Genomic DNA, 22,968 nt, shown 5'->3' on the forward strand with positions numbered 1-22,968 from the left:
CGCTGCCGGGTATTCGGTGTCAGCACCAGATCGGGTTGCCGCCCGCCGATGAGTTCCAGATAGACTTCCGCCAGAATTTCACTGTCCAGCAGGGCGCCGTGCAGGGTGCGCGCGGAGTTGTCGATGCTGAAACGACGGCACAGCGCATCAAGCGAGGAGGGTGAGCCGGGAAACCGTTTGCGCGCGATGGCCAGCGTATCCACCGCCCGTTCCCACGGGATGGGCGGAAGTCCCATCCACTTCAACTCGGCATTCAGGAACTTGATATCGAAAGCGGCGTTATGAATGACAAGCTTCGAGTCGCCGATGAAATCGATGAAGGCCTGACCGATGGCCGCGAATTTCGGTTTATCGCGCAGGAAATCGTCGCCCAGGCCGTGGACCTGGAACGCCTCTTCCGGCATGGCGCGTTCGGGGTTGATATATTGGTGATAGGTTCTCCCGGTCGCCACATGGCCGATCAGTTCGACTGCCCCGATCTCCACAATGCGGTCGCCGGTTTCCGGATCGAAGCCTGTTGTTTCCGTATCGAGGACAATCTCACGCATTAGCGATATTCTTTCTGATTTGGGCAACAATCGCCCGCACCTGTGCACGGGCATGGTCCAGTGTATCTGTCTCGACGACGAAATCCGCGCGCGCGCATTTTTCCGCGCTTGGCATCTGCTTGGCCAGAATGGCTTCGAACTGGGCTTCGGTCATCGTTCCGCGTTCGAGAACCCGGCGCCGTTGTTCGGCCTCCGGAACCGTGACGCAGACGGTTCCGTCCATACGCGCATCGCCCCCGGTTTCAAAGAGCAGCGGAATATCCAGAACCGCGATGTCGGATTTGGCGCGGCGCAAAAACTCGGCCCGGTCCTGACCGACCAGCGGATGCACGATCGCCTCGATCCGCCCCAGCGCGGTGGGATCCTCCGCGATGATAGCCTTCAGCGCGGGGCGGGAGACTTCTTCGCCCGTGATCGCCGTGGGAAAGGCCGCGCCCATGGGGGCCACCGCGGCGCCGCCCTTCGCATAAAGCCGATGCACGGCTGCGTCTGCGTCCCAGACGGCGCAGCCTTCTTCGGCAAAAAGGCGCGCTGTCGTGGATTTGCCCATCCCGATAGAGCCGGTCAGACCGAGCAGATACATCAGCGCAGCGCCGCCGCCCGTGCCGCCCGGTCAACCTGCGGGCGCGTTCCGAACCACCGCTCAAACGCCGGAACGGCCTGATGCAGCAACATCCCCAACCCATCCACCGTCACGCAGCCAGCGGCCTCCGCCTCCTGCAGCAGACGTGTCTTGAGCGGGGAATAAACAAGATCGGTGACGACCGTACCGGGGCGCAAGCCATCCAGCGGAACCCGAAGCTCGGATTTGCCCACCATGCCGAGCGACGAGGTATTCACCACCAATGCCGCATCATCCAGCATGTTGCCCGCCTGAACCCAATCGACCACCTGCAGGCGACTGCCGAAATCGCGGCGCAGATTTTCGGCCCGGACCTTCGTGCGGTTGGAAATCCAGATCTCCGGCACGCCCGCGTCCAGCAACGAAGCGACAACCGCCCGGGCCGCGCCCCCGGCACCGAAGAGCGCCGCTGGCCCGCTGCCCGGTTTCCAGTCCGGCGCGCCCTGTTTCAGGTTTTCGATGAATCCGTAACCGTCGGTATTGTCGGCATGAATCTTGCCGTCCTTCCGGAAGATCAATGTATTCGCCGCCCCGATGAGCGTGGCGCGGTCGGTCACGAGGTCCGCGATTTCCAGCGCATGTTCCTTGTGCGGGATCGTGATGTTGACCCCGACGAAGCCCATGCGGGGCAGGGTGCGCAACACGTTTTCAAGGTCGTCCCGGGCCACATCCATGGGAATGTAGTAGCCGTTCAGCCCATGGGTACGAAGCCAATGGCCGTGCAGCTGCGGGGATTTGGAATGGGCAATCGGCGATCCGATTACGCCGGCCAGCGGAATTTTCGCGGGACTCATTGGTCGAGGTCTCCTCGCAGCGTCAGAAAATCGAGCAATTCCAAAAGTGGCATACCAAGGACGTGAAAGTAATCCCCTTCGACACGTCGCATCAAACGCACGCCTTCTTCTTCCAGCTTGTAACAACCGACAGCGTCTTTGATGCTGTCCCAGTTCCGGTCCACATAGGTCGCGATGAAACCTTCGGACAGCGGGCGCATCGTCATCTTCACCCGGCCCACATGCCGCCAGATCGGCTCCTCCCCGCTGTAGAGGACGGCGGCGGAATAAAGACTGTGCTGCGCCCCCTGCATCTTGCCCAACTGCGCAATCGCATCTTCGGGGCTGTCCGGTTTCGACAGAAGCGCGCCGTCGAACTCCAGTACCTGGTCGCAGCCCAGAACCATCGCTTCGGGAAACTTGCCCGCGATCTTGCGCGCCTTGGCCTGCGCCAGCGCGTCCGCAATGTCCCGTGGTCGAACACCTTCGGCCAGAAGCGCGAGGGTCACGCTGTCTTCATCGATCCGTGCCTTTTCCACCTCGTGGGCCATGCCTGCCTGCCTCAGCAACTGCGAACGTATCGCGGAGCCGGAAGCGAGGATAAAAGGGAGTTTCATGGGGATAACCCTGTGCGTTTCAGCGTATCTTGCGCGGGCAGGTGGCGCAAAGAATCCCGTTTCTTCCTCTTGACCCGCCCGGGGGCTGCATATCACCGAGTTGCGCGCGATTCCAACACGGGTGGGAAAGAACAACCCGACCATGTGGAGAAGGTCGAGCCCGCACAGATTCCCCCACCGGGGTATCCCGCAAGGCGCGGCCTATACTTATTTTCAAACCATTGAATTCATTAATTTAAAAGTATTTTCAGACTTAGATGTCCACAGGCATGGCGGCATGTCTGTGCCCAAGGGACCGGATTGCGGATAACCGGATAATCCACAGAAATCCGTACCCCTACTAACAACATCATCTTTCTTCTTTCTTTTAATATTATATGAAGGCCAGCGAAGAAGAGGTGCGATGTGACTGACTTTCTGGCCATGCTCTACCCGTGGACGAAGGCGCTCCATATCATCGCGGTGATCGCCTGGATGGCGGGCCTGTTCTATCTTCCCCGTCTGATGGTCCATCATACCGAACGCGTCGGGCTGACGGGCGAAACGCATGATCTGTTTTCGATGATGGAGGCCAAGCTTTCCCGCGTGATCATGGGGCCCGCCATGGTCGTCACCTGGATTTTCGGCATCTCGCTCGTCCTGACGCCGGGGCTGGTCGACTGGACGCTCATGTGGCCCTGGGCGAAAGGGGCCGCGGTGATCGCCATGTCGGTGTTTCACGTATTCCTCGAACGGCGGGTGAAGGATTTCAACCAGGGCCGGAATGACTTCACCGGGCGGCAATACCGCATCCTCAACGAAGTCCCCACGCTGCTTTTGATCATTATCGTCTTCTCGGTCGTGGTGAAGTTCTAGGCGGATTGACTTGGAGCAACGGGCTTTCTATAGGGGAAAGGCCTCCCGTCCGGGAACGGCGACCATCTGACCATTTAAACGATGAACAGCCCGAAACCGATCGCGGCTGGACGGGACCTCTCCATGACCACAGAAACCCTGAACCTTGCCGATCTGAAGGCGCAGACGCCGAAAAACCTGCTCGCCATGGCGGAAGAGCTGGAAATCGAAAACGCTTCCACCATGCGCAAGGGAGAGATGATGTTCCAGATCCTCCGCGAACGCGCGGACGAGGGCTGGCAAATTTCCGGTGATGGGGTGCTCGAAGTTCTGCAGGACGGTTTCGGCTTCCTTCGCTCGCCCGAGGCGAACTACCTGCCGGGCCCGGATGATATCTACCTTTCGCCCGATATGATCCGCCAGCACTCGCTGCGGACCGGGGACACCATCGAAGGTCTGATCAAGGCGCCCGACGATACCGAACGCTATTTCGCGTTGACCGAAGTGACCCGCATCAACTTTGAGGATCCGGAAAAGGCGCGGCACAAGGTAGCCTTCGAAAACCTGACGCCGCTCTATCCCGATGAGCGACTGACGATGGAAGTTTCCGATCCGACGGTGAAGGACCGTTCCGCCCGGATCATCGATCTGGTGGCACCGATCGGGAAAGGCCAGCGGTCGCTCATCGTGGCGCCGCCGCGTACGGGTAAGACCGTGCTGCTTCAGAACATCGCCAATTCCATCGAGCAGAACCACCCGGAGTGTTACCTGATCGTTCTGCTGATCGACGAACGCCCCGAAGAAGTCACCGACATGCAGCGCAGTGTGAAGGGGGAGGTCGTCTCTTCGACCTTCGATGAACCCGCGACCCGCCACGTCGCCGTTTCCGACATGGTGATCGAGAAGGCGAAGCGCCTCGTCGAACACAAGCGCGACGTCGTCATCCTGCTGGATTCGATCACCCGTCTGGGCCGCGCCTTCAACACGGTGGTTCCGTCCTCCGGCAAGGTTCTGACCGGCGGTGTAGACGCGAATGCGCTCCAGCGGCCGAAGCGATTCTTCGGCGCTGCCCGGAACATCGAAGAGGGCGGATCGCTGACCATCATCGCGACCGCGCTGATCGATACCGGCAGCCGGATGGACGAAGTGATCTTCGAAGAATTCAAGGGCACCGGCAACTCAGAGATCGTGCTGGACCGCAAGATCGCGGACAAGCGGGTCTTCCCGGCCATCGACATCCTCAAGTCCGGCACCCGGAAAGAGGATCTGCTGGTGGAGAAGACGGACCTGCAGAAAACCTTTGTCCTGCGGCGTATCCTGAACCCGATGGGCACCACGGATGCGATCGAGTTCCTGATCGGCAAGCTGAAGCAGACGAAGACGAACTCCGACTTCTTCGACTCCATGAATACCTGATTTAATAAATAATATCAGTAGTTTAACATGTCGACGATCTATGCTCAAGCCACTGCGCCGGGTCGGGCAGGTGTATCCGTCGTCCGCCTTTCAGGCCCGCAGGCGTTCGAGATTGCGCAGGTCTGCGTCGGCTCCTTGCCCGCGCCGCGCAGCACTGCCTTGCGCGCGTTTGTGGACGCCGATGGGGAGGTTATCGATCGTTGCCTCGTCCTTTGCTTTGCTCGGCCTGCCAGTTTCACGGGCGAGGACGTCGTCGAATTTCATCTTCATGGCAGCATCGCCATCGTTCAGGCGGTGCTTCGGCGGTTGAGCGGATTCTCCGAAACCGCGCTCGCCCAACCGGGGGAGTTCACAAGGCGGGCGCTGGAAAACGACAGGATGGACCTCGCCCAGGTCGAAGGGCTGTCAGACCTCATCGATGCTGAAACAGAAGCGCAGCGGAAGCAGGCCATCCGCGCTTTCGAGGGACGATTGGGCGACGTGGTGGCAGGCTGGCGGGTGAAGCTGATCCGCGCCGCCTCTCTGCTGGAGGCCACCATCGATTTCGCGGATGAGGATGTTCCCGTTGATGTGTCGGACGAAGTCGCTGAACTGCTTTCCGCCGTGGAGAGTGAGCTGGAACAACAGATCGTTGGCACCAGCGTAGCTGAGAGGATTCGAAGCGGGTTCGAGGTCGCGATCCTCGGTGCGCCGAACGTGGGCAAATCTACTTTGCTGAATACCCTCGCGGGGAGGGAGGCGGCCATCACCTCCTCCACCGCCGGTACGACCCGCGATGTGATCGAAGTACGCATGAACCTGCGCGGGTTACCAGTGACCTTGCTGGATACCGCCGGCATCCGCGACACGAACGACGAAGTTGAACAGATCGGTATTTCCCGGGCCTTGCAACGGGCAGCGAATTCCGATTTGCGCGTTTTCCTTGCGACGCCGGAAGAGGCGGCGACGCTTCCGGTTCAGGATGATGACATCGTGCTGCAACCCAAGATGGATGAGACGCGGAGTGGTGCTCCGGGTATTTCCGGGCTGACGGGGGCAGGGGTGAACGACCTAGTGGACCGAATTGCTGACATTCTTTCTGTCCGTTCTGGGAACGCGGGGCTCGCGACGCATGAACGGCATAGAACTGCCATGGTGAATGCACGGGAGCATCTATCCGAAGTACGGTCCTTGATCAGCACTGGTCCGGACCTGTATGATATCGCTGCGGATGGGCTTCGGCATGCTGTCCTTCATCTGGATTCGCTTGTGGGCCGAATAGATGTCGAAAATCTGTTGGACGAGATCTTTTCCAACTTTTGTATCGGGAAGTGAGGGGTGTTTCACGTGAAACATTTCAACGTGCTTGTTATCGGGGGCGGCCACGCAGGCTGCGAAGCCGCACATGCTGCCGCACGCATGGGCGTGGATACGGCGCTCGTCACCATGAAGCGTGCAGACATCGGCGTGATGTCCTGCAATCCGGCAATCGGCGGGCTGGGCAAGGGGCACCTCGTTCGAGAGATCGATGCGCTCGATGGGTTGATGGGCCGAGTGGCCGACAAGGCGGGTATCCAGTTCCGACTTCTGAACCGCAGGAAAGGGCCTGCAGTGCAGGGGCCGCGGGCGCAGGCGGATCGCAAAATCTATCAGCGTGAGATGCTTCAAGAGATCGAGAATACCCCGCGGCTTCAGCTTATAGAAGCGGAAGTGGTGGATTTGCTTGTCGAAGCTGGCAAGGTCACCGGCGTTGCACTCGCGGACGGCAGTGAGCTTTCCGCAGATCGAGTTATCCTGACCTCGGGCACTTTCCTTCGCGGAACCATTCATATCGGGGAGAAGCGCTCCTCCGGCGGGCGGATGGGTAACAAGGCTTCAGACAAGCTCGCCGAAAGGCTTTATGCCCTGGACCTGCCGATGGGGCGCCTGAAAACAGGTACGCCGCCACGTCTGGACGGACGAACCATCGATTGGGATATTCTTGACCGGCAGGAGGGCGACGATACGCCGGAGATGTTTTCTTTCCTGTCTGATGGCCCATCGGCGCGGCAAATCTCTTGCGGGATTACGCATACCAATACGGCCACTCACAAGATCATCACCGACAACCTGTCGCGTTCCGCGATGTACGGCGGACATATCGAGGGAGTTGGCCCCCGCTACTGTCCTTCGATTGAGGATAAGGTAACACGCTTCGCGGATAAGGACTCCCACCAGATATTCCTTGAGCCCGAGGGGTTGGACGATCATACGATTTATCCCAACGGCATTTCCACCTCCCTCCCGGAAGAGGTTCAGTTGGAATATGTGCGTTCCATCCGCGGGCTGGAAGCGGCCGAGATTCTCCAGCCCGGTTACGCGATTGAATACGATTATGTCGATCCCCGGGCGCTGGACGGCACATTGCAGCTCAAGAGGCTTTCTGGTCTTTTCCTTGCGGGTCAGATCAATGGCACGACGGGGTATGAGGAAGCTGGGGCTCAAGGCTTGATTGCCGGTTTGAACGCTGCATTGGCGGTGCAGGGTAAAAATCCGGCGGTGTTTAGTCGTTCGCAGTCTTACATCGGGGTGATGGTCGATGACCTGACGGCACGCGGGGTTACGGAGCCCTATCGGATGTTCACGTCCCGCGCTGAATTCCGCCTTTCCCTTCGGGCGGACAACGCGGATCAGCGACTTACGCCGTTGGGGATCGAGCTTGGGTGTGTTTCAGACAATCGGGCGAAGATTTTTGGCGCGAAGGCGAAGAAACTGGCGGATGCCTTGGCTGTTCTGAAAGAGCGCAACTATTCCAGCCAGGAACTGGAGGCGCACGGGTTCGCTGTGCGGCATGACGGGCAGCGGCGCACGGCCTATGACCTCCTCGCCGTGAGTGATACGAAGTTCAGTGATATTGGGGGGCTGGACCCACGGTTCGCGGACATAGACGCTGATACGGCAAATCAGATCGAGCGTGACGCGCTTTACGCGCATTACATTGAACGGCAGGCGCGGTCTGTCGAAGCGTTGCAGCGGGATGAGGAAAAGAAGTTCCCCGGCGATTTCGACTTCGCTGCTGTGACCGGCCTCTCCAATGAGTTGAAAGCGAAGCTTCTGGCGGCCCAGCCTTCCAATCTTTCGCAGGCCTCACGCATTGACGGGATGACCCCCGCCGCGTTGACGCTTTTGCTCGCCCGTCTCAAGCGCTTGGAGCGGGAAGCGGGATGAATGTTTCACGTGAAACATTGGCGGACCTCGAAGAGTTTGAACGACTGGTCCGCCAGTGGAATCCGAAGATCAATCTGGTTTCGAAATCCTCTCTGGAAGATATCCGCACCCGCCATATCGAGGACTCGCTTCAACTTTACGAATTGAATGATCGTGCTGGAAAGTGGCTGGATCTGGGAAGTGGCGGGGGCTTTCCCGGGCTGATTCTGGCGATAGCGGATAAAAACGGCGCGCGGAGCAACCAGTTTCATCTGGTGGAAAGCGACCAGAGAAAATGTGCTTTCCTGCGGACCGCAGCGCGAGAATTAGGATTGGAAGCTAAGATACACGGTCAGAGGATAGAAGAGCTTGAGCCGCAGAAGGCTGACGTTGTAAGTGCGCGGGCTTTGGCTGATTTGCCGACCCTCTTGGAATTGGCCCATCGGCATATGAAGCCCGGTGCGATAGCCTATTTTCCGAAAGGAAAAAAATGGGGTGAAGAGGTCGCGGAAGCACGAAAATCATGGCAGTTTGATTATGAAGCACTGGACAGCAAAACCAGTGCCGAGGCAGCGATTATCAGGATGGGAAATATAAAGCGTGTTTGATCCTTCTCGCCCGCGGGGGCCAAAAATCATCGCTGTCACCAACCAGAAGGGTGGGGTGGGGAAAACAACCACCTCCATCAATCTGGCCGCTGCACTTACCGAAGCGGGGCGCAAAGTGCTGTTGGTCGACCTCGACCCGCAGGGCAACGCCTCCACCGGGCTGGGGGTTGAGGTCAATGACAGGGTTTACACGACATATGAACTGCTGCTCGAAGATATCGACTTGGAGGAGGTGATCCTCCCATCTGGGCAGCCTGGCCTTTCGATCATCCCTGCCACGACCGATCTGAGCTCTGCCGATATGGAGTTGATCTCGAACGAAAAGCGCAGCTTTTTGCTGCATGACGCCCTTCGCCAGACGGCGATGGACAAGTTCGAATTCGACTATATCCTGATCGATTGCCCACCGTCACTGAACCTTTTGACGGTCAACGCGATGATCGCGGCCCATTCCGTTCTGGTCCCGTTGCAGAGCGAATTCTTTGCGCTGGAGGGTCTTTCGCAGCTGATGATGACGATCCGCGAAGTGCGGCAGACGGGGAACAAGAGTCTCAGGATCGAGGGGGTGGTGCTGACAATGTATGATCGGCGGAACAACCTTTCCCAGCAGGTGGAGCAGGATGCCCGCGCGACGCTCGGCGATGTGGTTTTCAAGACAGTCATCCCCCGAAACGTCCGTGTCAGTGAAGCACCGAGCTTTGCGATGCCGGTGCTGTCCTATGACACGGGGTCGAAAGGGGCTTTGGCCTATCGGGATTTGGCGCAAGAGATAATGAAGAACAACGAGGAATTGGCAGGAGCTTGAGCATGGCGGATACGAACGAGCGCAAACGGGGATTGGGTCGTGGGCTTTCAGCGCTCATGGCGGATGTGACGGAAACCGAAAGCCAGGGCCCGGCAGCGGCGGAGCGGCGCGTTCCGATTGAAAAGATCGTCCCTAACCCGGAGCAGCCCCGCAAAAGATTTGCTGAAGAAGACCTCACGGATCTGACGAACTCCGTGAAGGAGAAGGGTGTGATTCAGCCGTTGATCGTGCGGCCCCGGAGTAATGGCGATTTTGAAATCGTCGCGGGTGAACGGCGCTGGCGTGCGGCCCAGATGGCCAAACTGCATGAGCTTCCGGTGATCGTCCGAGATTTCACCGATGTCGAAGTGCTCGAAGTGGCGATCATCGAAAATATCCAGCGGGCCGACCTCAACTCCATCGAAGAGGCGACCGGATATCGGCAGTTGATGGACCGGTTCGGCCATACGCAGGAAAAGATGGCGGAAGCACTGGGCAAGAGCCGGAGCCATATCGCGAACCTGCTGCGCCTTCTGAAACTGCCGGAGCCGGTGCTGGCCATGGTGCGGGACGGATCGCTGAGTGCTGGTCACGCGCGGGCCCTGATCCCCGCGGCAGAGCCGGAAAAGCTTGCCCGGGCAGTGGTTGAAAAGGGCCTGTCCGTTCGGGCGACCGAGGCACTGGTGAAGAGAGAACAGGAACCAGCGAAATCGCCCGGTTCGACCCGAAGCCGCCGTACAGAGGGTGAGGAAAAGGATGCCGATACCAAGGCGCTTGAAGGTGATCTTTCGGCCAACCTTGGTATGAAGGTCACCTTGAGCCATACTGCAGGCGGGGAGGGTGGCCAGTTGACCGTCACCTATGAAACCCTCGACCAACTGGATGAGCTATGCCGGAAACTGGGCGGTCACTGATCGGCCACAAGCTCCGCAAGGACGGCGTTCAATACCATAACGCCTTGATTTGAAACAGAAATATTATCACCGTTCCGTTCGATCATACCGATATCGACAAGATGCCTGAGCGCGGGGCCATCCAGACTGGTCCCCGCCAGCGCCTCATACCGTTCAAGGCTGATCCCGTCGGACAGGCGCAGGCCCATCAGCAGAAATTCTTCCGCCTGATCCTGTCGTGAAAGGGCGACGCGGGGCTTTTCCGGGTTTCCGGCAGCTTCGGCATCCATCCACCGGCGCGGGTTGCTGAACTGTTCTGTGCCCCATTTCACCCCGTCAATCGTCACCCGGCCATGGGCGCCGGGTCCGATTCCAACATAATCGCCATAGCGCCAATAGATCAGGTTGTGACGGGATTCTGACCCGGGGCGCGCGTGGTTCGAGACCTCATAGGCCGGCATCCCTCTTTCCCCGCAAATCTCACGGGTGAGGGTGAAAAGATCGGCGCCCAGATCCTCGCTGGGCAAACCGCGAAGCCGACCGCGCGCATATCTGTCGCCAAAGGCCGTGCCGTTTTCGATAGTAAGCTGGTAGAGCGACAGGTGGTCGATGGCCATGGAAAGAGCCTCGTTCAACTCCGCCTTCCATTGATCGAGCGTCTGGTCCTGACGCCCGTAAATCAGATCGAAGCTCACCCGGTCGAAGGCGTGCCGGGCAACGTCGAACGCCTGCCGCGCTTCGGCTACGGAATGGAGGCGGCCCAAGCGCTTGAGATCGGCATCGTTCAGGGCCTGAATACCCATCGAGACGCGATTGACGCCGCCCTGCCGGAAATCGGCGAACCGCCCGGCCTCCACCGAACCGGGGTTCGCTTCGAGCGTGATTTCAAGAGAGTTGGAGGTGCGCCAGAGGCTGCGCGCCTTGTCGATGATGGCGGCGACCGTCTCGGGCTCCATCAGGCTGGGGGTGCCGCCACCGAAGAAGATCGTATCGAGCACACGATCCGGTGTTTCGGCAGCCGCGCGTTCCAACTCCCGCAGATAGGCCGCGCGCCAGGCGGCATGATCGACCGATGCGGTGACATGGCTGTTGAAGTCACAATAGGGGCATTTGGCCGCGCAAAAGGGCCAGTGCACATAAAGGGCGAAGCCCCCGTGGCGCCAATCCTCAGTCAAAACACCCTTCGATCAGTTTGCTCACCGCGCGGGCGCGGTGGCTGATGGCGTTCTTTTGCGCTGCGGTCATCTCCGCAAAGGTTTGCTCATGACCGTCGGGCTGGAACATCGGGTCATAGCCATGGCCCAAAGCGCCCCGGACAGGCCAGACCAATGTGCCTGCGACATGCCCCTCGAACACCTCGTCGTGGCCATCGGGCCAGGCGAGGACGAGCGTTGCGCAAAAGCGCGCGCGCCGGGGGTGGGGGGCGTCGATCGCTTCGAGCTTTTCGCGGGTCTTCGTCATCGCCATCATGAAATCGCGGCCCGTGGGCGTTTCCGCCCAGTCGGCGGTGTAGACGCCGGGGGCGTTTTCCAGGGCTTCGACCTCGATCCCTGAATCGTCGGCGAGCGCGGGAAGGCCTGTCGCCTTCGCCGCGGCATGCGCCTTGATGCGCGCGTTGCCGACGAAAGTATCCTCGGTCTCTTCCGGTTCGGGCAACTCCATCTCTGCCGCGCCGACCACACGAACGCCGAGCGGTTCGAGCAGGCGCGCCATCTCTTCCAGTTTGCCCGCGTTATGCGTGGCGACCAGCAGCCGGTCGCCTTCGAACCTGCGTGTCATGCGGTGACGGCTTTCTGAACCTCGACCAATTCGGAAACGCCCTTTTCGGCAAGATCCATCAACTGGTTCATCTGCTCGCGCGAATAGGTGGAACCTTCGGCGCTCATCTGAACTTCGATCAACCGGCGGCTGCCTGTCATGATGAAGTTGCCGTCCACGCCTGCTTCGGAATCCTCGGGGTAATCGAGGTCCAGCACCGGCTGACCGGCGTAGATGCCGCAGCTTACGGCCGCGACCGGGTCCACCAGCGGATCGCTAATCACATCGCCCGCCTTCATCAGCTTGTTGACCGCCAGCCGAAGCGCGATCCAGCCGCCGGTGATCGAAGCGCAGCGCGTGCCGCCATCCGCTTGCAGCACATCGCAATCCACGGTGATCTGACGCTCACCCAGGGCGACGCGGTCGACCCCAGCCCGCAGGGACCGCCCGATGAGCCGCTGAATCTCCACCGTGCGGCCGCCCTGTTTCCCGGCGGTCGCCTCGCGCCGCATCCGGGTGTTCGTGGCGCGGGGCAGCATGCCGTATTCGGCGGTCACCCAGCCCAGACCCGAACCTTTGATAAACGGCGGTACCCGGTCTTCGATGGTTGCGGTACAAAGCACATGCGTATCGCCCACCTTGATGAGGGCGGAACCCTCTGCATGGCGGGTAAAGCCCGTCTCAACCGAGACTGGACGCATTTCATCGAGTTTCCGACCGGACGGGCGCATAGTTTATCCTTTTCCTGAAGTTTACACGGGATAGCGCCCCGCCCCCGCGCGATGCAACCCCGATTGACGTTTCCGCGCCGTGTACCTTTATTGAACCGGGAAGGAGCCGAGATGACCGAAACTTCCAATCTTCTGCAGGATCTCAACGACCGCTCGCGCGAGGTGTTTCGCCGCGTGGTGGAAGGCTACCTTGCGTCCGGCGATCCCGTGGGGTCGCGTACGCTGACGCGCGATTTCAGCGAAAAGGTCAGTGCCGCGACGATTCGCAACGTGATGCAGGATCTCGAATACCTCGGCCTGTTGGGCAGCCCGCATGTCAGCGCCGGGCGAATCCCCACGCAGCTGGGCCTGCGCATGTTCGTCGATGGCATGATCGAAATCGGTGATCCGTCGGAGCCTGACCGGGAAAAGATCGATGCGACCTTCGCGCCGGACCGGTCCGATGTGACCGAAGTGCTCGACCGTGTCGGTTCCGCGCTATCGGGCGTGACCCATGGCGCATCGCTCGTGCTGACGCCCAAGCATGAAGCGCCGATCCGGCATATCGAGTTTGTCTCGCTGTCGCCGGAACGCGCGCTCGTCGTGCTGGTGTTTTCCGATGGTCATGTCGAGAACCGGCTTTTCTCTCCGCCGCCCGGTCAGACGCCCAGCTCCATGCGGGAGGCGGCGAATTTCCTGAACTCGGTCGTAGAGGGGAAAACCCTTGGCGAGTTGCGCCGCACGGTAGAACAGCAGATCACGCAGCGGCGGCAGGAAATCGACACGCTGGCGCGCGAACTGGTGGAAAACGGTCTGGCCCTCTGGGGTACGGGAGAAGAACATACCGAGCGTCTGATCGTGCGCGGTCGGTCAAATCTGCTGGGCACCGACGGAGAGGCGGAGGACCTTGAGCGCATCCGGCGGCTCTTTGACGATCTGGAGCGCAAGCGCGACATCGCGGAGTTTCTCGACCTGACGAAAGAAGGGGACGGGGTGCGCATTTTTATCGGATCGGAGAACAAACTTTTCTCACTTTCGGGTTCCTCTCTGGTGGTTTCTCCTTATATGAACGCGGACCGTAAGGTTATTGGCGCTGTCGGCGTCATTGGCCCTACGCGGCTGAATTATGGACGGATCGTGCCGATCGTGAATTACACGGCACAGCTGGTCGGAAAGCTGATTTCCGACCGGAAATAGAGGTGGATGATGGCAGACCCCAAAGAAGACGAATTTCTGGACGATATCGACGAAGCCGAAGCGGACGTCTATGCCGAGGAAATGGCCGAGACCGATCCCGAGGCGTTGGAACTGGATGAACTGCGTGCCGAACGCGACCAGTACAAGGACCGCTTCATGCGCGCATTGGCCGATGCCGAGAACGCGCGCAAACGGTCCGACAAGGATCGGCGCGAGGCCGAGAACTACGGCGGATCGAAGCTCGCCCGGGACATGCTGCCCGTGTACGACAACATGAAGCGTGCGCTGGAAGCTGCAACCGAAGAGCAGAAAGAGATCTCCGCGGCACTGCTTGAAGGTGTTGAACTGACGATGCGCGAACTGCTGAACGTGTTCAAGAAGCACGGGATCGAGGTGATCGCACCCGAGGTGGGCGACCGGTTCGACCCGCAGCATCATCAGGCCATGTTCGAAGCGCCCGTGCCCGGCACCAAGGCGGGGGACATCATTCAGGTCGCCGCCGAAGGTTTCATGCTGCACGATCGTTTGCTGCGGCCCGCACAGGTTGGTGTTTCGTCCACCCCGGCGAGCTGAGGCTTTTCAAAATATCGGAATGAATGGGGAAGCGGTCAGTTACTGGCCGCTTCTTTCAGTTCATAGAGCAGGTTCAATGCCTCACGCGGGCTGAGCTGATCGGGCATGATCTCTTTCAGGCGCCTTTCCGCTTCGGATTCGCGGGGCGCGGTCGGCGCGGGGGGCGGCGTAGCGGCAAAGAGCGGCAGATCGTCGATCAGGGATTTGCGCATGCCGCCGCCTTCGCGGTCGCCCTGTTCCAAGGATTCGAGAACGATGCGGGCGCGATCGATCACGCGCCTGGGCAGGCCGGCAAGCTGGGCGACCTGAACGCCGTAAGACCGATCCGCCGCGCCGCGCCGCACTTCGTGCAGAAAGACGATCTCGCCCTCCCATTCCTTCACGGAAACCGTCGCGTTTTCCACCCCGTCCAGCTTTCCGGCGAGGGCCGTCATCTCGTGGTAGTGGGTCGCGAACAACGCGCGGGAGCCGTTTACGTCGTGCAGGTGTTCCAGCGTGGCCCATGCGATGGCGAGCCCGTCATAGGTCGCGGTGCCGCGCCCGATCTCGTCAAGGATGACGAGCGCGCGTTCGTCGGCCTGATTCAGGATGGCGGCGGTTTCCACCATTTCGACCATGAAAGTGGATCGCCCCCGGGCCAGATCGTCAGAGGCGCCCACGCGGCTGAAAATCTGGCTCACCGCACCGATATGCGCCTCTGTTGCAGGAACAAAGCTGCCGATCTGGGCCAGAAGCGCGATCAATGCGTTCTGTCGCAGAAAGGTGGATTTACCGGCCATGTTCGGGCCGGTCAAAAGCCAGATGCGGGCATCCGAGTCCTCCGATCCCAAATCGCAGTCGTTCGCGACGAAGCTCTGGCCCGACTGCTGGGAAAGCGCGTGTTCCACAACCGGATGCCGCCCGTGGGAAATGGCGAAAGAAAGGCTGTCATCCACCTTTGGTCTGGCCCAGTTTTCAGACCGGGCGAGTTCGGCGAAGGCGAAGTCCACGTCAATCTCCGCCACGGCGGCAGAAGCAAGAGCAACCGGGCCGGAACGCGCCAATACCGCGGAACAGAGAATGGAAAAGAGCCTCTTTTCGATCTCCAGCGCCCGCTGACCGGCGTTCAGGATGCGCGTTTCCAGTTCCGAAAGTTCGACCGTGGTGAACCTGACCTGGTTCGCGGTGGTCTGCCGGTGGATGAATGTTTCTGACAGCGGGGGCTGCATCATCTTCTGGGCGTGCGTCGCGGTAGTCTCGACGAAATAGCCCAGCACGTTGTTGTGCTTGATCTTCAGGCTGGAAATCCCCGTAAGAGTGACGAAATCGCGCTGCATTTCCGCGATGACACTACGGCCTTCGTCCCGCAGCTTGCGCGCTTCGTCGAGCGCTTCGTCGTAGCCGGGCGCAATGAACCCGCCATCCCGCGCCAACAGTGGGGGATCGGCCACCAGAGCTTCGTCAAGTTGATCGATCAGTGTGCTTTCATTGCCGAGGTTTTGCACGGCCTTTTGCAGCAGTTCCCCGGTCGCGTGCCCCTGCAGCACCTGACCCAGTTGCTCGGCCCGGATCAATCCGTTGCGGATGGCGGCCAGATCCCGTGGGCCGCCCCGGTCGAGCGCGAGGCGTGACAGGGCGCGTTCGATATCCGGTATGCCGCGCAAAATGTCTCTGACATTGGTGGAAACGCCCGGATTGTCATAGGCAAAGCTGACCGCGTCCTGCCGTTCATGGATCGTATGCAGGCTGCGGGAGGGGCTGGAAATGCGCCTTTCCAACAGCCGGCCCCCGACGGCGGTCGCCGTTTTGTCGACGACGGAAAGCAGCGAACCCGCGCGCGAGCCGGACAGCGTATGTGTGAGTTCGAGGTTGCGGCGGGTCGCGGCGTCGATCTGGACGGTGCCGCCTTCGGCTTCCTTCTGCGGGGGGCGCAGCAGGGGCAGTTTACCGCGCTGGGTGATATCGAGGTATTCGATCAGCGCCCCGAGCGCCGAGATCTCGGCCCGCGTGAAATTACCGAACGCGTCGAGCGTGGCGACTTCGTAGAGTGTGCAGAGCCGCTTTTCGGCGCCGGTACTGTCAAAGGCGGCATGGCCAAGGCCGGTCAGCGTGATCCCGAAATCTTCGGCCATGTCGTGATAGTCCGATTGGCGATCATCGGGGACAATCAGTTCGGAGGGCGCAAGCCGGGCCAGCTCCGGCGACAGGTTGACCGGATCGACTGCACCCACATGCAGCGCGCCGGTGGAAATATCGACCCAGGCCACAGCCCCTTTTTCGCGGATCGTCGCATGCGCGGCGAGGTAATTGTGCCGCCGCGCGTTGAGCAGTGAATCCTCCGTCAGGGTGCCCGGGGTCACCAGCCGCACGACATCGCGTTTGACCACTGATTTCGATCCGCGCTTCTTCGCTTCCTGTGGGGTTTCCATCTGTTCGCAGACGGCCACGCGAAAACCTTTGCGGATCAGGGTCAGCAGATAGCCTTCGGCGGCGTGAACGGGCACGCCGCACATTGGAATATCGGCGCCGTCGTGCTTGCCGCGCTTGGTCAGGGCAATGTCCAGCGCCTCTGCCGCGGCGACGGCGTCTTCGAAGAACATTTCATAGAAATCGCCCATCCGGTAGAACAGCAGGGCATCGGCGTGGCTCGCCTTCAGTTCCAGATACTGCGCCATCATCGGCGTGACTTCGTTTCTGCTCACCTCGGCCCCCTTTTCCGGCGTCTCTATAGGATCACGGCGGGCAGGGAAAGCAAGCGCGGGACGCTGGATGCTGGACCGATGGGGAGGGGGCGGCTAAGGTTCAGCCGTTCCGGAAAATTCCGCAGGGCAGAGACGAATTTGCGAAAGACAATCGACCTGAAAGGCGCGCCGGAAGAGCTGTTCTGCAACCCGTGGCAGGACGAGGGGATCGCGCTGCTGGAGCCGCCTGCCTACCAGTGGAAAATCTGTGCCCCGGGGCGGATCCACGGCTTCGCGGCAAGCGCGCATGAAGAGATCGACAAGCGGATAGCGACGCTGGTTTCCCGCGCGCGAAAAGAACGCCGGTTCGCGCAGGCGGTGGAATGGAACATCGCGCTCGCCCATGTGGAGGGGGCGCAATTCCGCAAGTCCTACAAGACGGTGGGGGAGCGGTTCCTGCTTTCGGGTGCGTCGGCCACGCGGTTGTTGAACAGGTATCGCTGGGCAAATCCCGAAGACGATCCGGCAGCGACCCTTGCGCGGTATTTCGAAGATTGCCGCGCCCGGAACGCCGACCGGGACCTGCCCGTGCTAGATCGGCGCATCAGCCCCACGGTGCCTTTCGCCATCGAGTGCCGCAATTCCTTCAACTATTTCCATTTCCTGACGGAGGCCTTGCCGCAGCTTACGGTGCTGGACGGCTGGGATTTCCGGGGGGACATCTATTTCCATTTTCCCAACCGGGCCGACAAGACCCGCGATTTCGCCGCCGCCTTCGTCGCTGCCCTGTTCCCCGAATTCGAAGGCCGCGTCAGGTTCGAACGTGTGCCGAAAGACTATGACGAGGTGCTGACGGCCTACGACCTGTTTGGCGGGCATCGCCAATCGCCCGAATGGCAGGCGGATGCTTTGAAGGAAGCTGCCGGCCCCCGCTCCGGCTGGGAGCCGGATGATCCGTTGCCCCGGGCGCAGACGACGCTGGCGATGAATTCCGTCAGCTCCGGGCTGCGCGCCCTTCGTAACCGGGCGCTGAAGGCGGTTGCCGACCTAGATACATCCCATCTGCCGCGCCGGTTTTTCGTCGGGCGGGACACGCGCAAAAGCCGCGCCCGGAACATGGAGGGGGAGGATCTGCTGTTCGAACATCTTGCCCTCTTCGGTTTCGAATACGTTGTTTTCGAAAGCCTCTCCCCGCTGGAGCAAATCGCCCTGATGGCAAATGCGGAAATGATGGTTTCCTACCATGGGGCGGGTTTCGCCAACATGGTCTTTGCCAATCCTGACGCCTGTATCATCGAACTGGGCACCTTGCAGACGGCGAACCTGCGCTGGGGCGATTTCTGGCCTCATGCCCATGTCTCGGGCTGCCGCTATGTCTCTTTCTTCGCCGATTACCGCAAAAACGACCCGTTGACCGACCCGGAGTTTTCGAAAGAGGGGCTTGTTCCCGCCGCGCTGTCGGAGGGGGCGATTGGGCAGGTGATGGCCTTTGTCGTTTCCATGCTGGGGGAAACACCGACATTGGCGGAACCGCAAGAGGTGATCCGCCTCAGCCGCGCGCTGCAGGAGGTGGACGCGATGGACGCCTTCGCGGCGGTACTGGCTGCGCATGAAAAGATGCAGGAATTTGACCCGGATCTGTCTCTGTTACAGGCGGATTTGCACAAATTCAGAAAAAACCCGAAGGAGGAGCTTTCGGCGCTCGACCGGGCTTTTCGGCTGGCGCCGTCCCGTTGGCAGGTGCTGGTCCGGATGATCTGGTGCGCCAACCGCTGCGAGCGCCCGCAGGTGATCCGCTGGGCGTTATCCCGGCTGGCCGCCGATTTCCCCGACCGGCACGCGGCCTTTATCGCGAACCATGAATGGGTGCGCTACGTGGCGTAGGGCCGGTTCTGTCAGATTGTGCGATGGCTGCGGGCCGTCTAAGAAGGGTGGACCCAAAGAAAGCTGGATCCGATGGCCTCAAAAACACGCATCACTTCCGAAGAGGCCCTGGCCTTTCACCTCGAACCCTCGCCCGGCAAGTTCGAGATCTCGGCAACCGTGCCGATGACGACACAGCGGGACCTGTCACTGGCCTATTCGCCCGGCGTTGCCGTCCCCTGTGAGGCGATCGCGGCGAACCCGGAAACCGCCTATGATTACACCAACAAGGGCAATCTGGTCGCGGTCATATCGAACGGAACGGCGGTGCTTGGCCTCGGGAACCTTGGCGCGCTGGCGTCGAAGCCGGTGATGGAAGGCAAGGCTGTGCTGTTCAAGCGCTTCGCGGACGTCAATTCCATCGACATCGAACTCGACACCGAAGATACCGACGCCTTCATCGCGGCAGTAAAGCTCATGGGGCCGACATTCGGGGGGATCAACCTCGAAGACATCAAGGCGCCCGAATGTTTCATCATCGAACAGCGCCTGAAGGAAGAGATGGATATCCCCGTCTTCCATGACGATCAGCACGGGACCGCGGTGATCTGTGCGGCGGGGCTGATCAACGCGCTGCGCATTTCCGGGAAGAAGATCGAAGACGTGCGTATCGTGCTCAACGGGGCAGGGGCGGCGGGTATCGCCTGTCTCGAACTGCTTAAATCGATGGGTGCGCGCCATGACAACTGCATCATGTGCGACACCAAGGGTGTGATCTATCAGGGGCGCACCGAAGGCATGAACCAGTGGAAATCGGCCCATGCCGCCGCGACGGAGCTGCGCACACTCGAAGCGGCGATGGACGGTGCGGACGTGTTTCTGGGTGTTTCTGTAAAGGGCGCTGTGACACCGCAGATGGTGGCCAGCATGGCACCCAACCCGGTGATCTTCGCGATGGCCAATCCCGATCCGGAAATCACGCCCGAAGAAGCGCATGCCGTGCGCGAGGATGCGATCGTGGCCACCGGGCGGTCGGATTATCCGAACCAGGTCAACAACGTGCTTGGCTTCCCCTATCTGTTCCGCGGGGCGCTGGACATCAACGCGCGGGCCATCAATGACGAGATGAAGATTGCCTGCGCCCATGCGCTGGCGAATCTCGCCCGGGAAGACGTGCCGGACGAGGTGGCGCTCGCCTATGGCAAGAGCCTCACGTTCGGGCGCGACTATATCATCCCCACGCCCTTTGACCCGCGGCTCATCCATCGGATTCCGCCGGCGGTGGCGCGGGCCGGGATGGATACCGGCGCGGCGCGGCGGCCGATCATCGACATGGACGCCTATGAGCTCAGCCTAAAATCGCGGATGGACCCCACGGCGAACATCCTGCGGGGGATCAACGCACGGGCGCGTGCAAATCAGGCGCGGATGATCTTTGCCGAAGGCGACGACCCCAAGGTGCTGCGCGCCGCGGTGATGTACCAGCGGTCGGGTCTGGGCAAGGCGCTCGTGGTCGGGCGGCAGGACGACGTGGCAGAAAAGCTGACCGCCGCCGGGATGGAAGACGCTGTGCGCGAGTTGGAGGTCGTGAACGCGGCCAATACGCCGCATTTCGAAAGCTACAAGGATTTCCTTTACCAGCGGCTCCAGCGGCGCGGCTTCGACACCAAGGACATTCATCGGCTGGCAGCGCGGGACCGGCATGTATTTTCGGCTCTGATGCTGGCGCATGGGCATGGTGACGGGCTTGTCACCGGGGCGACGCGCAAGTCCGCCCATGTGCTGGAGCGGATCAATCACGTGTTCGAAGCCAACGCCGAACATGGGGCGGTGGGTGTCACCGCGCTGCTGCACAAGGGCCGCATCGTCTTCATCGCCGATACGCTGGTGCATGAATGGCCCGACGGGAACGACCTTGCCAATATCGCCGAAGCGGGGGCCAAGGTTGCGCGGCATCTCGGGCTGGAACCCCGGGTCGCTTTCGTCAGCTTTTCGACCTTTGGGTATCCTGTGTCCGAACGGGCCGAAAAGATGCATATCGCGCCCGAGATCCTCGATAAACGCGGCGTGGACTTTGAATACGAAGGCGAGATGACGGTGGATGTCGCGCTGAACGTCGCCTCGCAGAAGAACTACCCGTTTTCACGGCTTACCGGCCCGGCCAACATCCTTGTGGTTCCGGCCCGCCATTCCGCGAGCATTTCCGTCAAGCTGATGCAGGAAATGGCCGGTGCCACGGTGATCGGGCCGATCCTCACTGGGGTCGACAAGTCGATCCAGATTTGTTCCTCCACCTCCACCGCCAGTGACATCCTGAACATGGCGATACTGGCGGCCTGCAAGGTCGGCGAATGATCTGGAACCTCGGGTCGATCAACGTCGACCATTTCTATGGCGTGGGGCATCTGCCGAAAGCGGGTGAAACGGTTACGGCCCGGACCTACGCGCAGGGTCTGGGCGGCAAGGGTGCCAATATGTCGGTCGCGGCGGCGCGGGGTGGGGCGCGGGTTGCCCATATCGGCGCGATCGGCCGGGACAGTGGCTGGATACGCAATCGGCTGCTCGAATACGGGGTGGAGGTTTCGCATATCACCCCCGTCGAGGCGCCGACCGGTCAGGCGGTCGTCTGCGTGGAGGAGGCGGGCGAAAACGCCATCGTCGTCCTGCCCGGTGCCAATCACGAACTGACGGAGGATATGATCGGTGCCGCGCTCAGCAACGGGCGGACGGGCGATATCCTGTTGATGCAGAACGAGACCAACGGGCAAGAGGTGGCGGCGCGGCTTGCCAAGACGCTGGGCCTGCGTGTGGCCTATGCCGCCGCACCTTTTGACGCGTCGGCGGTGCAGGCCGTTCTGCCGAATACGGATCTGCTGGTGCTGAACGAGGTCGAAGCAGCGCAGCTTGAGGCCGCCGTTGGCGTCCCGCTGCACGAACTTTCCGTGTCGGATATCGTGGTCACGCTGGGCGCGCGGGGCTGCAAATGGTTCGGGCCGGGGGAAAAGCAGCCGCTGACGCTTCCCGCCTATGCCGCCGAGGTAGTGGATACCACGGGGGCTGGCGATACGTTCACCGGGTTCCTCGTGGCGGCGCTGGACCGGGGAGAGGACATGCGCGCGGCTCTCGACCTCGCGCTACGGGCCGCCTCCCTGATGGTCGCGCGGCAAGGGACGGCCGATGTCATCCCGGACCTGAAGGAAATTCAGGATTCCGATTTCGGCTGACCGGCAAAGGGGGCATCTTCGCCCCAAAGCTCCCGTACCCGCGCATCGCGCCCACATCCTGCGCGATATTTCTTGTAGGCTTCTGATTTGCGGATACCGATTCCGACGCTGCTGATGGCGAGCCTGTCGGAGCTTTTGTAATAGTCCTGATGATAGTCTTCGGCGGGGTAAAAGGGTGCGCCATCAAGTATCGGAGTAACGATTTCCTGACCGAGCGCCTTTTCGGCTTCGGCCTTGGCTGCTTCGGCGGCGCTGCGGGTTTCGGCGTCATCCGCGAAAACCGCCGTGCGGTAGCTGTCGCCCCGGTCACAGAATTGCCCGCCCGCGTCGGTAGGGTCGATCGAGCGGAAGAAGAGCGACAGGAGTTCCGCCTCGCTCACCTGCGCCGGATCGTAGGTGATCTCCACCACTTCGTAATGGCCGGTGTCCCCGCCGGTGACTTCCTTGTATGTCGGGTTTTCGGTCCGGCCCCCGGCAAAGCCGGAAACGGCTTCTTTCACGCCCGTCACCTTTTCGAAATCAGCCTCTACACACCAGAAACAGCCCCCTGCGACAACGAGTGTCTCGGGCTCTGCCGCCGCTGCGGGGAACGGGGTCAGCACGGGTGCGGCGAGAATGGCGGCCAGTGCGGTCGTCCTCAATGGCTTGAACATTTCTTGTCCTCCTGAAAACGTCTTTCATAAAGGTACATAGGGCGCGCGTTCCGGCCATAAACTCACATGG

21 protein-coding genes are annotated in these 22,968 nt (G+C 60.9%); 12 read left to right on the forward strand and 9 right to left on the reverse strand.

Features of this window, described 5'->3' with window-relative positions; all coding sequences use genetic code 11:
- The 4 genes from dnaQ to A3728_RS08965 form a co-directional block, all read right to left on the reverse strand.
- Positions 1-548 (reverse strand): DNA polymerase III subunit epsilon (dnaQ, locus tag A3728_RS08950; protein WP_067922374.1); only part of this gene is annotated, 548 nt, incomplete at its 3' end.
- A complete protein-coding gene (gene coaE, locus A3728_RS08955; protein WP_067922377.1) occupies positions 541-1,131 on the reverse strand; it encodes a dephospho-CoA kinase in 591 nt (196 codons plus the stop codon). The genes dnaQ and coaE, both read right to left, overlap by 8 nt.
- Positions 1,131-1,964: a shikimate dehydrogenase gene (locus A3728_RS08960; RefSeq protein WP_067922380.1), complete on the reverse strand. Its 834-nt coding sequence runs from the start codon at positions 1,962-1,964 to the stop codon at positions 1,131-1,133. The genes coaE and A3728_RS08960 overlap by 1 nt, the downstream gene beginning before the upstream one ends.
- Positions 1,961-2,560, reverse strand: a complete 600-nt coding sequence (locus tag A3728_RS08965) for a Maf family protein (protein ID WP_067922383.1) — start codon at positions 2,558-2,560, stop codon at positions 1,961-1,963. The genes A3728_RS08960 and A3728_RS08965 overlap by 4 nt, the downstream gene beginning before the upstream one ends.
- 405 nt (positions 2,561-2,965) lie before the next feature.
- Between A3728_RS08965 and A3728_RS08970 the strand changes: the two genes are divergently transcribed.
- The 7 genes from A3728_RS08970 (at position 2,966) to A3728_RS09000 (ending at position 10,281) form a co-directional block, all read left to right on the forward strand.
- Complete coding sequence (locus A3728_RS08970; protein ID WP_067922386.1) at positions 2,966-3,415, forward strand: CopD family protein; 450 nt, start codon at positions 2,966-2,968, stop codon at positions 3,413-3,415.
- A gap of 123 nt (positions 3,416-3,538) precedes the next feature.
- Positions 3,539-4,810, forward strand: coding sequence for a transcription termination factor Rho (gene rho / locus A3728_RS08975; RefSeq protein ID WP_067922389.1), 1,272 nt, complete (start codon positions 3,539-3,541; stop codon positions 4,808-4,810).
- A 27-nt stretch (positions 4,811-4,837) separates the two neighbouring features.
- Complete coding sequence (gene mnmE / locus A3728_RS08980; RefSeq protein WP_067922391.1) at positions 4,838-6,124, forward strand: tRNA uridine-5-carboxymethylaminomethyl(34) synthesis GTPase MnmE; 1,287 nt, start codon at positions 4,838-4,840, stop codon at positions 6,122-6,124.
- Between the two features lie 12 nt (positions 6,125-6,136).
- Positions 6,137-7,996 carry a tRNA uridine-5-carboxymethylaminomethyl(34) synthesis enzyme MnmG gene (mnmG, locus tag A3728_RS08985; protein ID WP_067922394.1) on the forward strand — a complete coding sequence of 620 codons (1,860 nt, stop codon included), beginning with the start codon at positions 6,137-6,139 and terminating at the stop codon, positions 7,994-7,996.
- Positions 7,993-8,583 carry a 16S rRNA (guanine(527)-N(7))-methyltransferase RsmG gene (gene rsmG, locus A3728_RS08990; RefSeq protein WP_067922397.1) on the forward strand — a complete coding sequence of 197 codons (591 nt, stop codon included), beginning with the start codon at positions 7,993-7,995 and terminating at the stop codon, positions 8,581-8,583. The genes mnmG and rsmG overlap by 4 nt, the downstream gene beginning before the upstream one ends.
- Complete coding sequence (locus A3728_RS08995) at positions 8,576-9,388, forward strand: ParA family protein (RefSeq protein ID WP_067922400.1); 813 nt, start codon at positions 8,576-8,578, stop codon at positions 9,386-9,388. The genes rsmG and A3728_RS08995 overlap by 8 nt, the downstream gene beginning before the upstream one ends.
- Positions 9,389-9,390: 2 nt before the next feature.
- Complete coding sequence (locus A3728_RS09000; RefSeq protein ID WP_067922402.1) at positions 9,391-10,281, forward strand: ParB/RepB/Spo0J family partition protein; 891 nt, start codon at positions 9,391-9,393, stop codon at positions 10,279-10,281.
- Here the strand turns inward: A3728_RS09000 and hemW are convergent.
- Genes hemW through rph form a run of 3 tightly spaced genes read right to left on the reverse strand, consistent with a single transcriptional unit; the run spans position 10,275 to position 12,749 of the window.
- Positions 10,275-11,435, reverse strand: coding sequence for a radical SAM family heme chaperone HemW (hemW, locus tag A3728_RS09005; protein WP_067922405.1), 1,161 nt, complete (start codon positions 11,433-11,435; stop codon positions 10,275-10,277). The genes A3728_RS09000 and hemW overlap by 7 nt on opposite strands.
- A complete protein-coding gene (gene rdgB, locus A3728_RS09010; RefSeq protein WP_067922408.1) occupies positions 11,428-12,039 on the reverse strand; it encodes an RdgB/HAM1 family non-canonical purine NTP pyrophosphatase in 612 nt (203 codons plus the stop codon). The genes hemW and rdgB overlap by 8 nt, the downstream gene beginning before the upstream one ends.
- Positions 12,036-12,749 (reverse strand): ribonuclease PH, encoded by a 714-nt coding sequence (gene rph / locus A3728_RS09015; protein WP_067922411.1) that lies wholly within the window; start codon positions 12,747-12,749, stop codon positions 12,036-12,038. The genes rdgB and rph overlap by 4 nt, the downstream gene beginning before the upstream one ends.
- 111 nt (positions 12,750-12,860) lie before the next feature.
- Here rph and hrcA point away from each other — a divergent pair, with 111 nt between their 5' ends.
- Positions 12,861-13,925 carry a heat-inducible transcriptional repressor HrcA gene (gene hrcA, locus A3728_RS09020; RefSeq protein ID WP_067922414.1) on the forward strand — a complete coding sequence of 355 codons (1,065 nt, stop codon included), beginning with the start codon at positions 12,861-12,863 and terminating at the stop codon, positions 13,923-13,925.
- Positions 13,926-13,934: 9 nt separating this feature from the next.
- Positions 13,935-14,498: a nucleotide exchange factor GrpE gene (locus tag A3728_RS09025; protein WP_067922460.1), complete on the forward strand. Its 564-nt coding sequence runs from the start codon at positions 13,935-13,937 to the stop codon at positions 14,496-14,498.
- 35 nt (positions 14,499-14,533) lie between these two features.
- On the opposite strand, the gene mutS is transcribed toward A3728_RS09025, so the two are convergent.
- A complete protein-coding gene (gene mutS / locus A3728_RS09030) occupies positions 14,534-17,155 on the reverse strand; it encodes a DNA mismatch repair protein MutS (protein ID WP_067922417.1) in 2,622 nt (873 codons plus the stop codon).
- A 162-nt stretch (positions 17,156-17,317) separates the two neighbouring features.
- Here mutS and A3728_RS09035 point away from each other — a divergent pair, with 162 nt between their 5' ends.
- The 3 genes from A3728_RS09035 (at position 17,318) to A3728_RS09045 (ending at position 22,245) form a co-directional block, all read left to right on the forward strand.
- Entirely contained in the window at positions 17,318-19,042 is a 1,725-nt protein-coding gene (locus tag A3728_RS09035; RefSeq protein ID WP_067922420.1) for a glycosyltransferase 61 family protein, read from the forward strand.
- Between the two features lie 72 nt (positions 19,043-19,114).
- The gene (locus A3728_RS09040) at positions 19,115-21,376 is read left to right on the forward strand and encodes an NADP-dependent malic enzyme (protein WP_067922423.1); all 2,262 of its coding nucleotides are present in this window, start codon (positions 19,115-19,117) and stop codon (positions 21,374-21,376) included.
- Positions 21,373-22,245, forward strand: a complete 873-nt coding sequence (locus A3728_RS09045; protein ID WP_067922426.1) for a ribokinase — start codon at positions 21,373-21,375, stop codon at positions 22,243-22,245. The genes A3728_RS09040 and A3728_RS09045 overlap by 4 nt, the downstream gene beginning before the upstream one ends.
- Here the strand turns inward: A3728_RS09045 and msrA are convergent.
- Positions 22,224-22,898 carry a peptide-methionine (S)-S-oxide reductase MsrA gene (gene msrA, locus A3728_RS09050; protein WP_067922429.1) on the reverse strand — a complete coding sequence of 225 codons (675 nt, stop codon included), beginning with the start codon at positions 22,896-22,898 and terminating at the stop codon, positions 22,224-22,226. The genes A3728_RS09045 and msrA overlap by 22 nt on opposite strands.
- Positions 22,899-22,968: the final 70 nt, after the last annotated feature.

This window comes from Sulfitobacter sp. HI0040 (assembly GCF_001634885.1).
Lineage (GTDB): Bacteria > Pseudomonadota > Alphaproteobacteria > Rhodobacterales > Rhodobacteraceae > Sulfitobacter.

What these genes read in the sequence shown, in the direction of transcription:
- rho (WP_067922389.1), top strand. Translation starts at nt 3,539, where the DNA reads ATGACCACAGAAACCCTGAACCTTGCCGATCTGAAGGCGCAGACGCCG.
- A3728_RS08960 (WP_067922380.1), bottom strand. Translation starts at nt 1,964, where the DNA reads ATGAGTCCCGCGAAAATTCCGCTGGCCGGCGTAATCGGATCGCCGATT.
- msrA (WP_067922429.1), bottom strand. Translation starts at nt 22,898, where the DNA reads ATGTTCAAGCCATTGAGGACGACCGCACTGGCCGCCATTCTCGCCGCA.
- A3728_RS09040 (WP_067922423.1), top strand. Translation starts at nt 19,115, where the DNA reads ATGGCCTCAAAAACACGCATCACTTCCGAAGAGGCCCTGGCCTTTCAC.
- mutS (WP_067922417.1), bottom strand. Translation starts at nt 17,155, where the DNA reads ATGATGGCGCAGTATCTGGAACTGAAGGCGAGCCACGCCGATGCCCTG.
- A3728_RS09000 (WP_067922402.1), top strand. Translation starts at nt 9,391, where the DNA reads ATGGCGGATACGAACGAGCGCAAACGGGGATTGGGTCGTGGGCTTTCA.
- A3728_RS09025 (WP_067922460.1), top strand. Translation starts at nt 13,935, where the DNA reads ATGGCAGACCCCAAAGAAGACGAATTTCTGGACGATATCGACGAAGCC.
- A3728_RS08965 (WP_067922383.1), bottom strand. Translation starts at nt 2,560, where the DNA reads ATGAAACTCCCTTTTATCCTCGCTTCCGGCTCCGCGATACGTTCGCAG.
- A3728_RS09045 (WP_067922426.1), top strand. Translation starts at nt 21,373, where the DNA reads ATGATCTGGAACCTCGGGTCGATCAACGTCGACCATTTCTATGGCGTG.
- coaE (WP_067922377.1), bottom strand. Translation starts at nt 1,131, where the DNA reads ATGTATCTGCTCGGTCTGACCGGCTCTATCGGGATGGGCAAATCCACG.
- rdgB (WP_067922408.1), bottom strand. Translation starts at nt 12,039, where the DNA reads ATGACACGCAGGTTCGAAGGCGACCGGCTGCTGGTCGCCACGCATAAC.
- rph (WP_067922411.1), bottom strand. Translation starts at nt 12,749, where the DNA reads ATGCGCCCGTCCGGTCGGAAACTCGATGAAATGCGTCCAGTCTCGGTT.
- mnmE (WP_067922391.1), top strand. Translation starts at nt 4,838, where the DNA reads ATGTCGACGATCTATGCTCAAGCCACTGCGCCGGGTCGGGCAGGTGTA.
- rsmG (WP_067922397.1), top strand. Translation starts at nt 7,993, where the DNA reads ATGAATGTTTCACGTGAAACATTGGCGGACCTCGAAGAGTTTGAACGA.
- hrcA (WP_067922414.1), top strand. Translation starts at nt 12,861, where the DNA reads ATGACCGAAACTTCCAATCTTCTGCAGGATCTCAACGACCGCTCGCGC.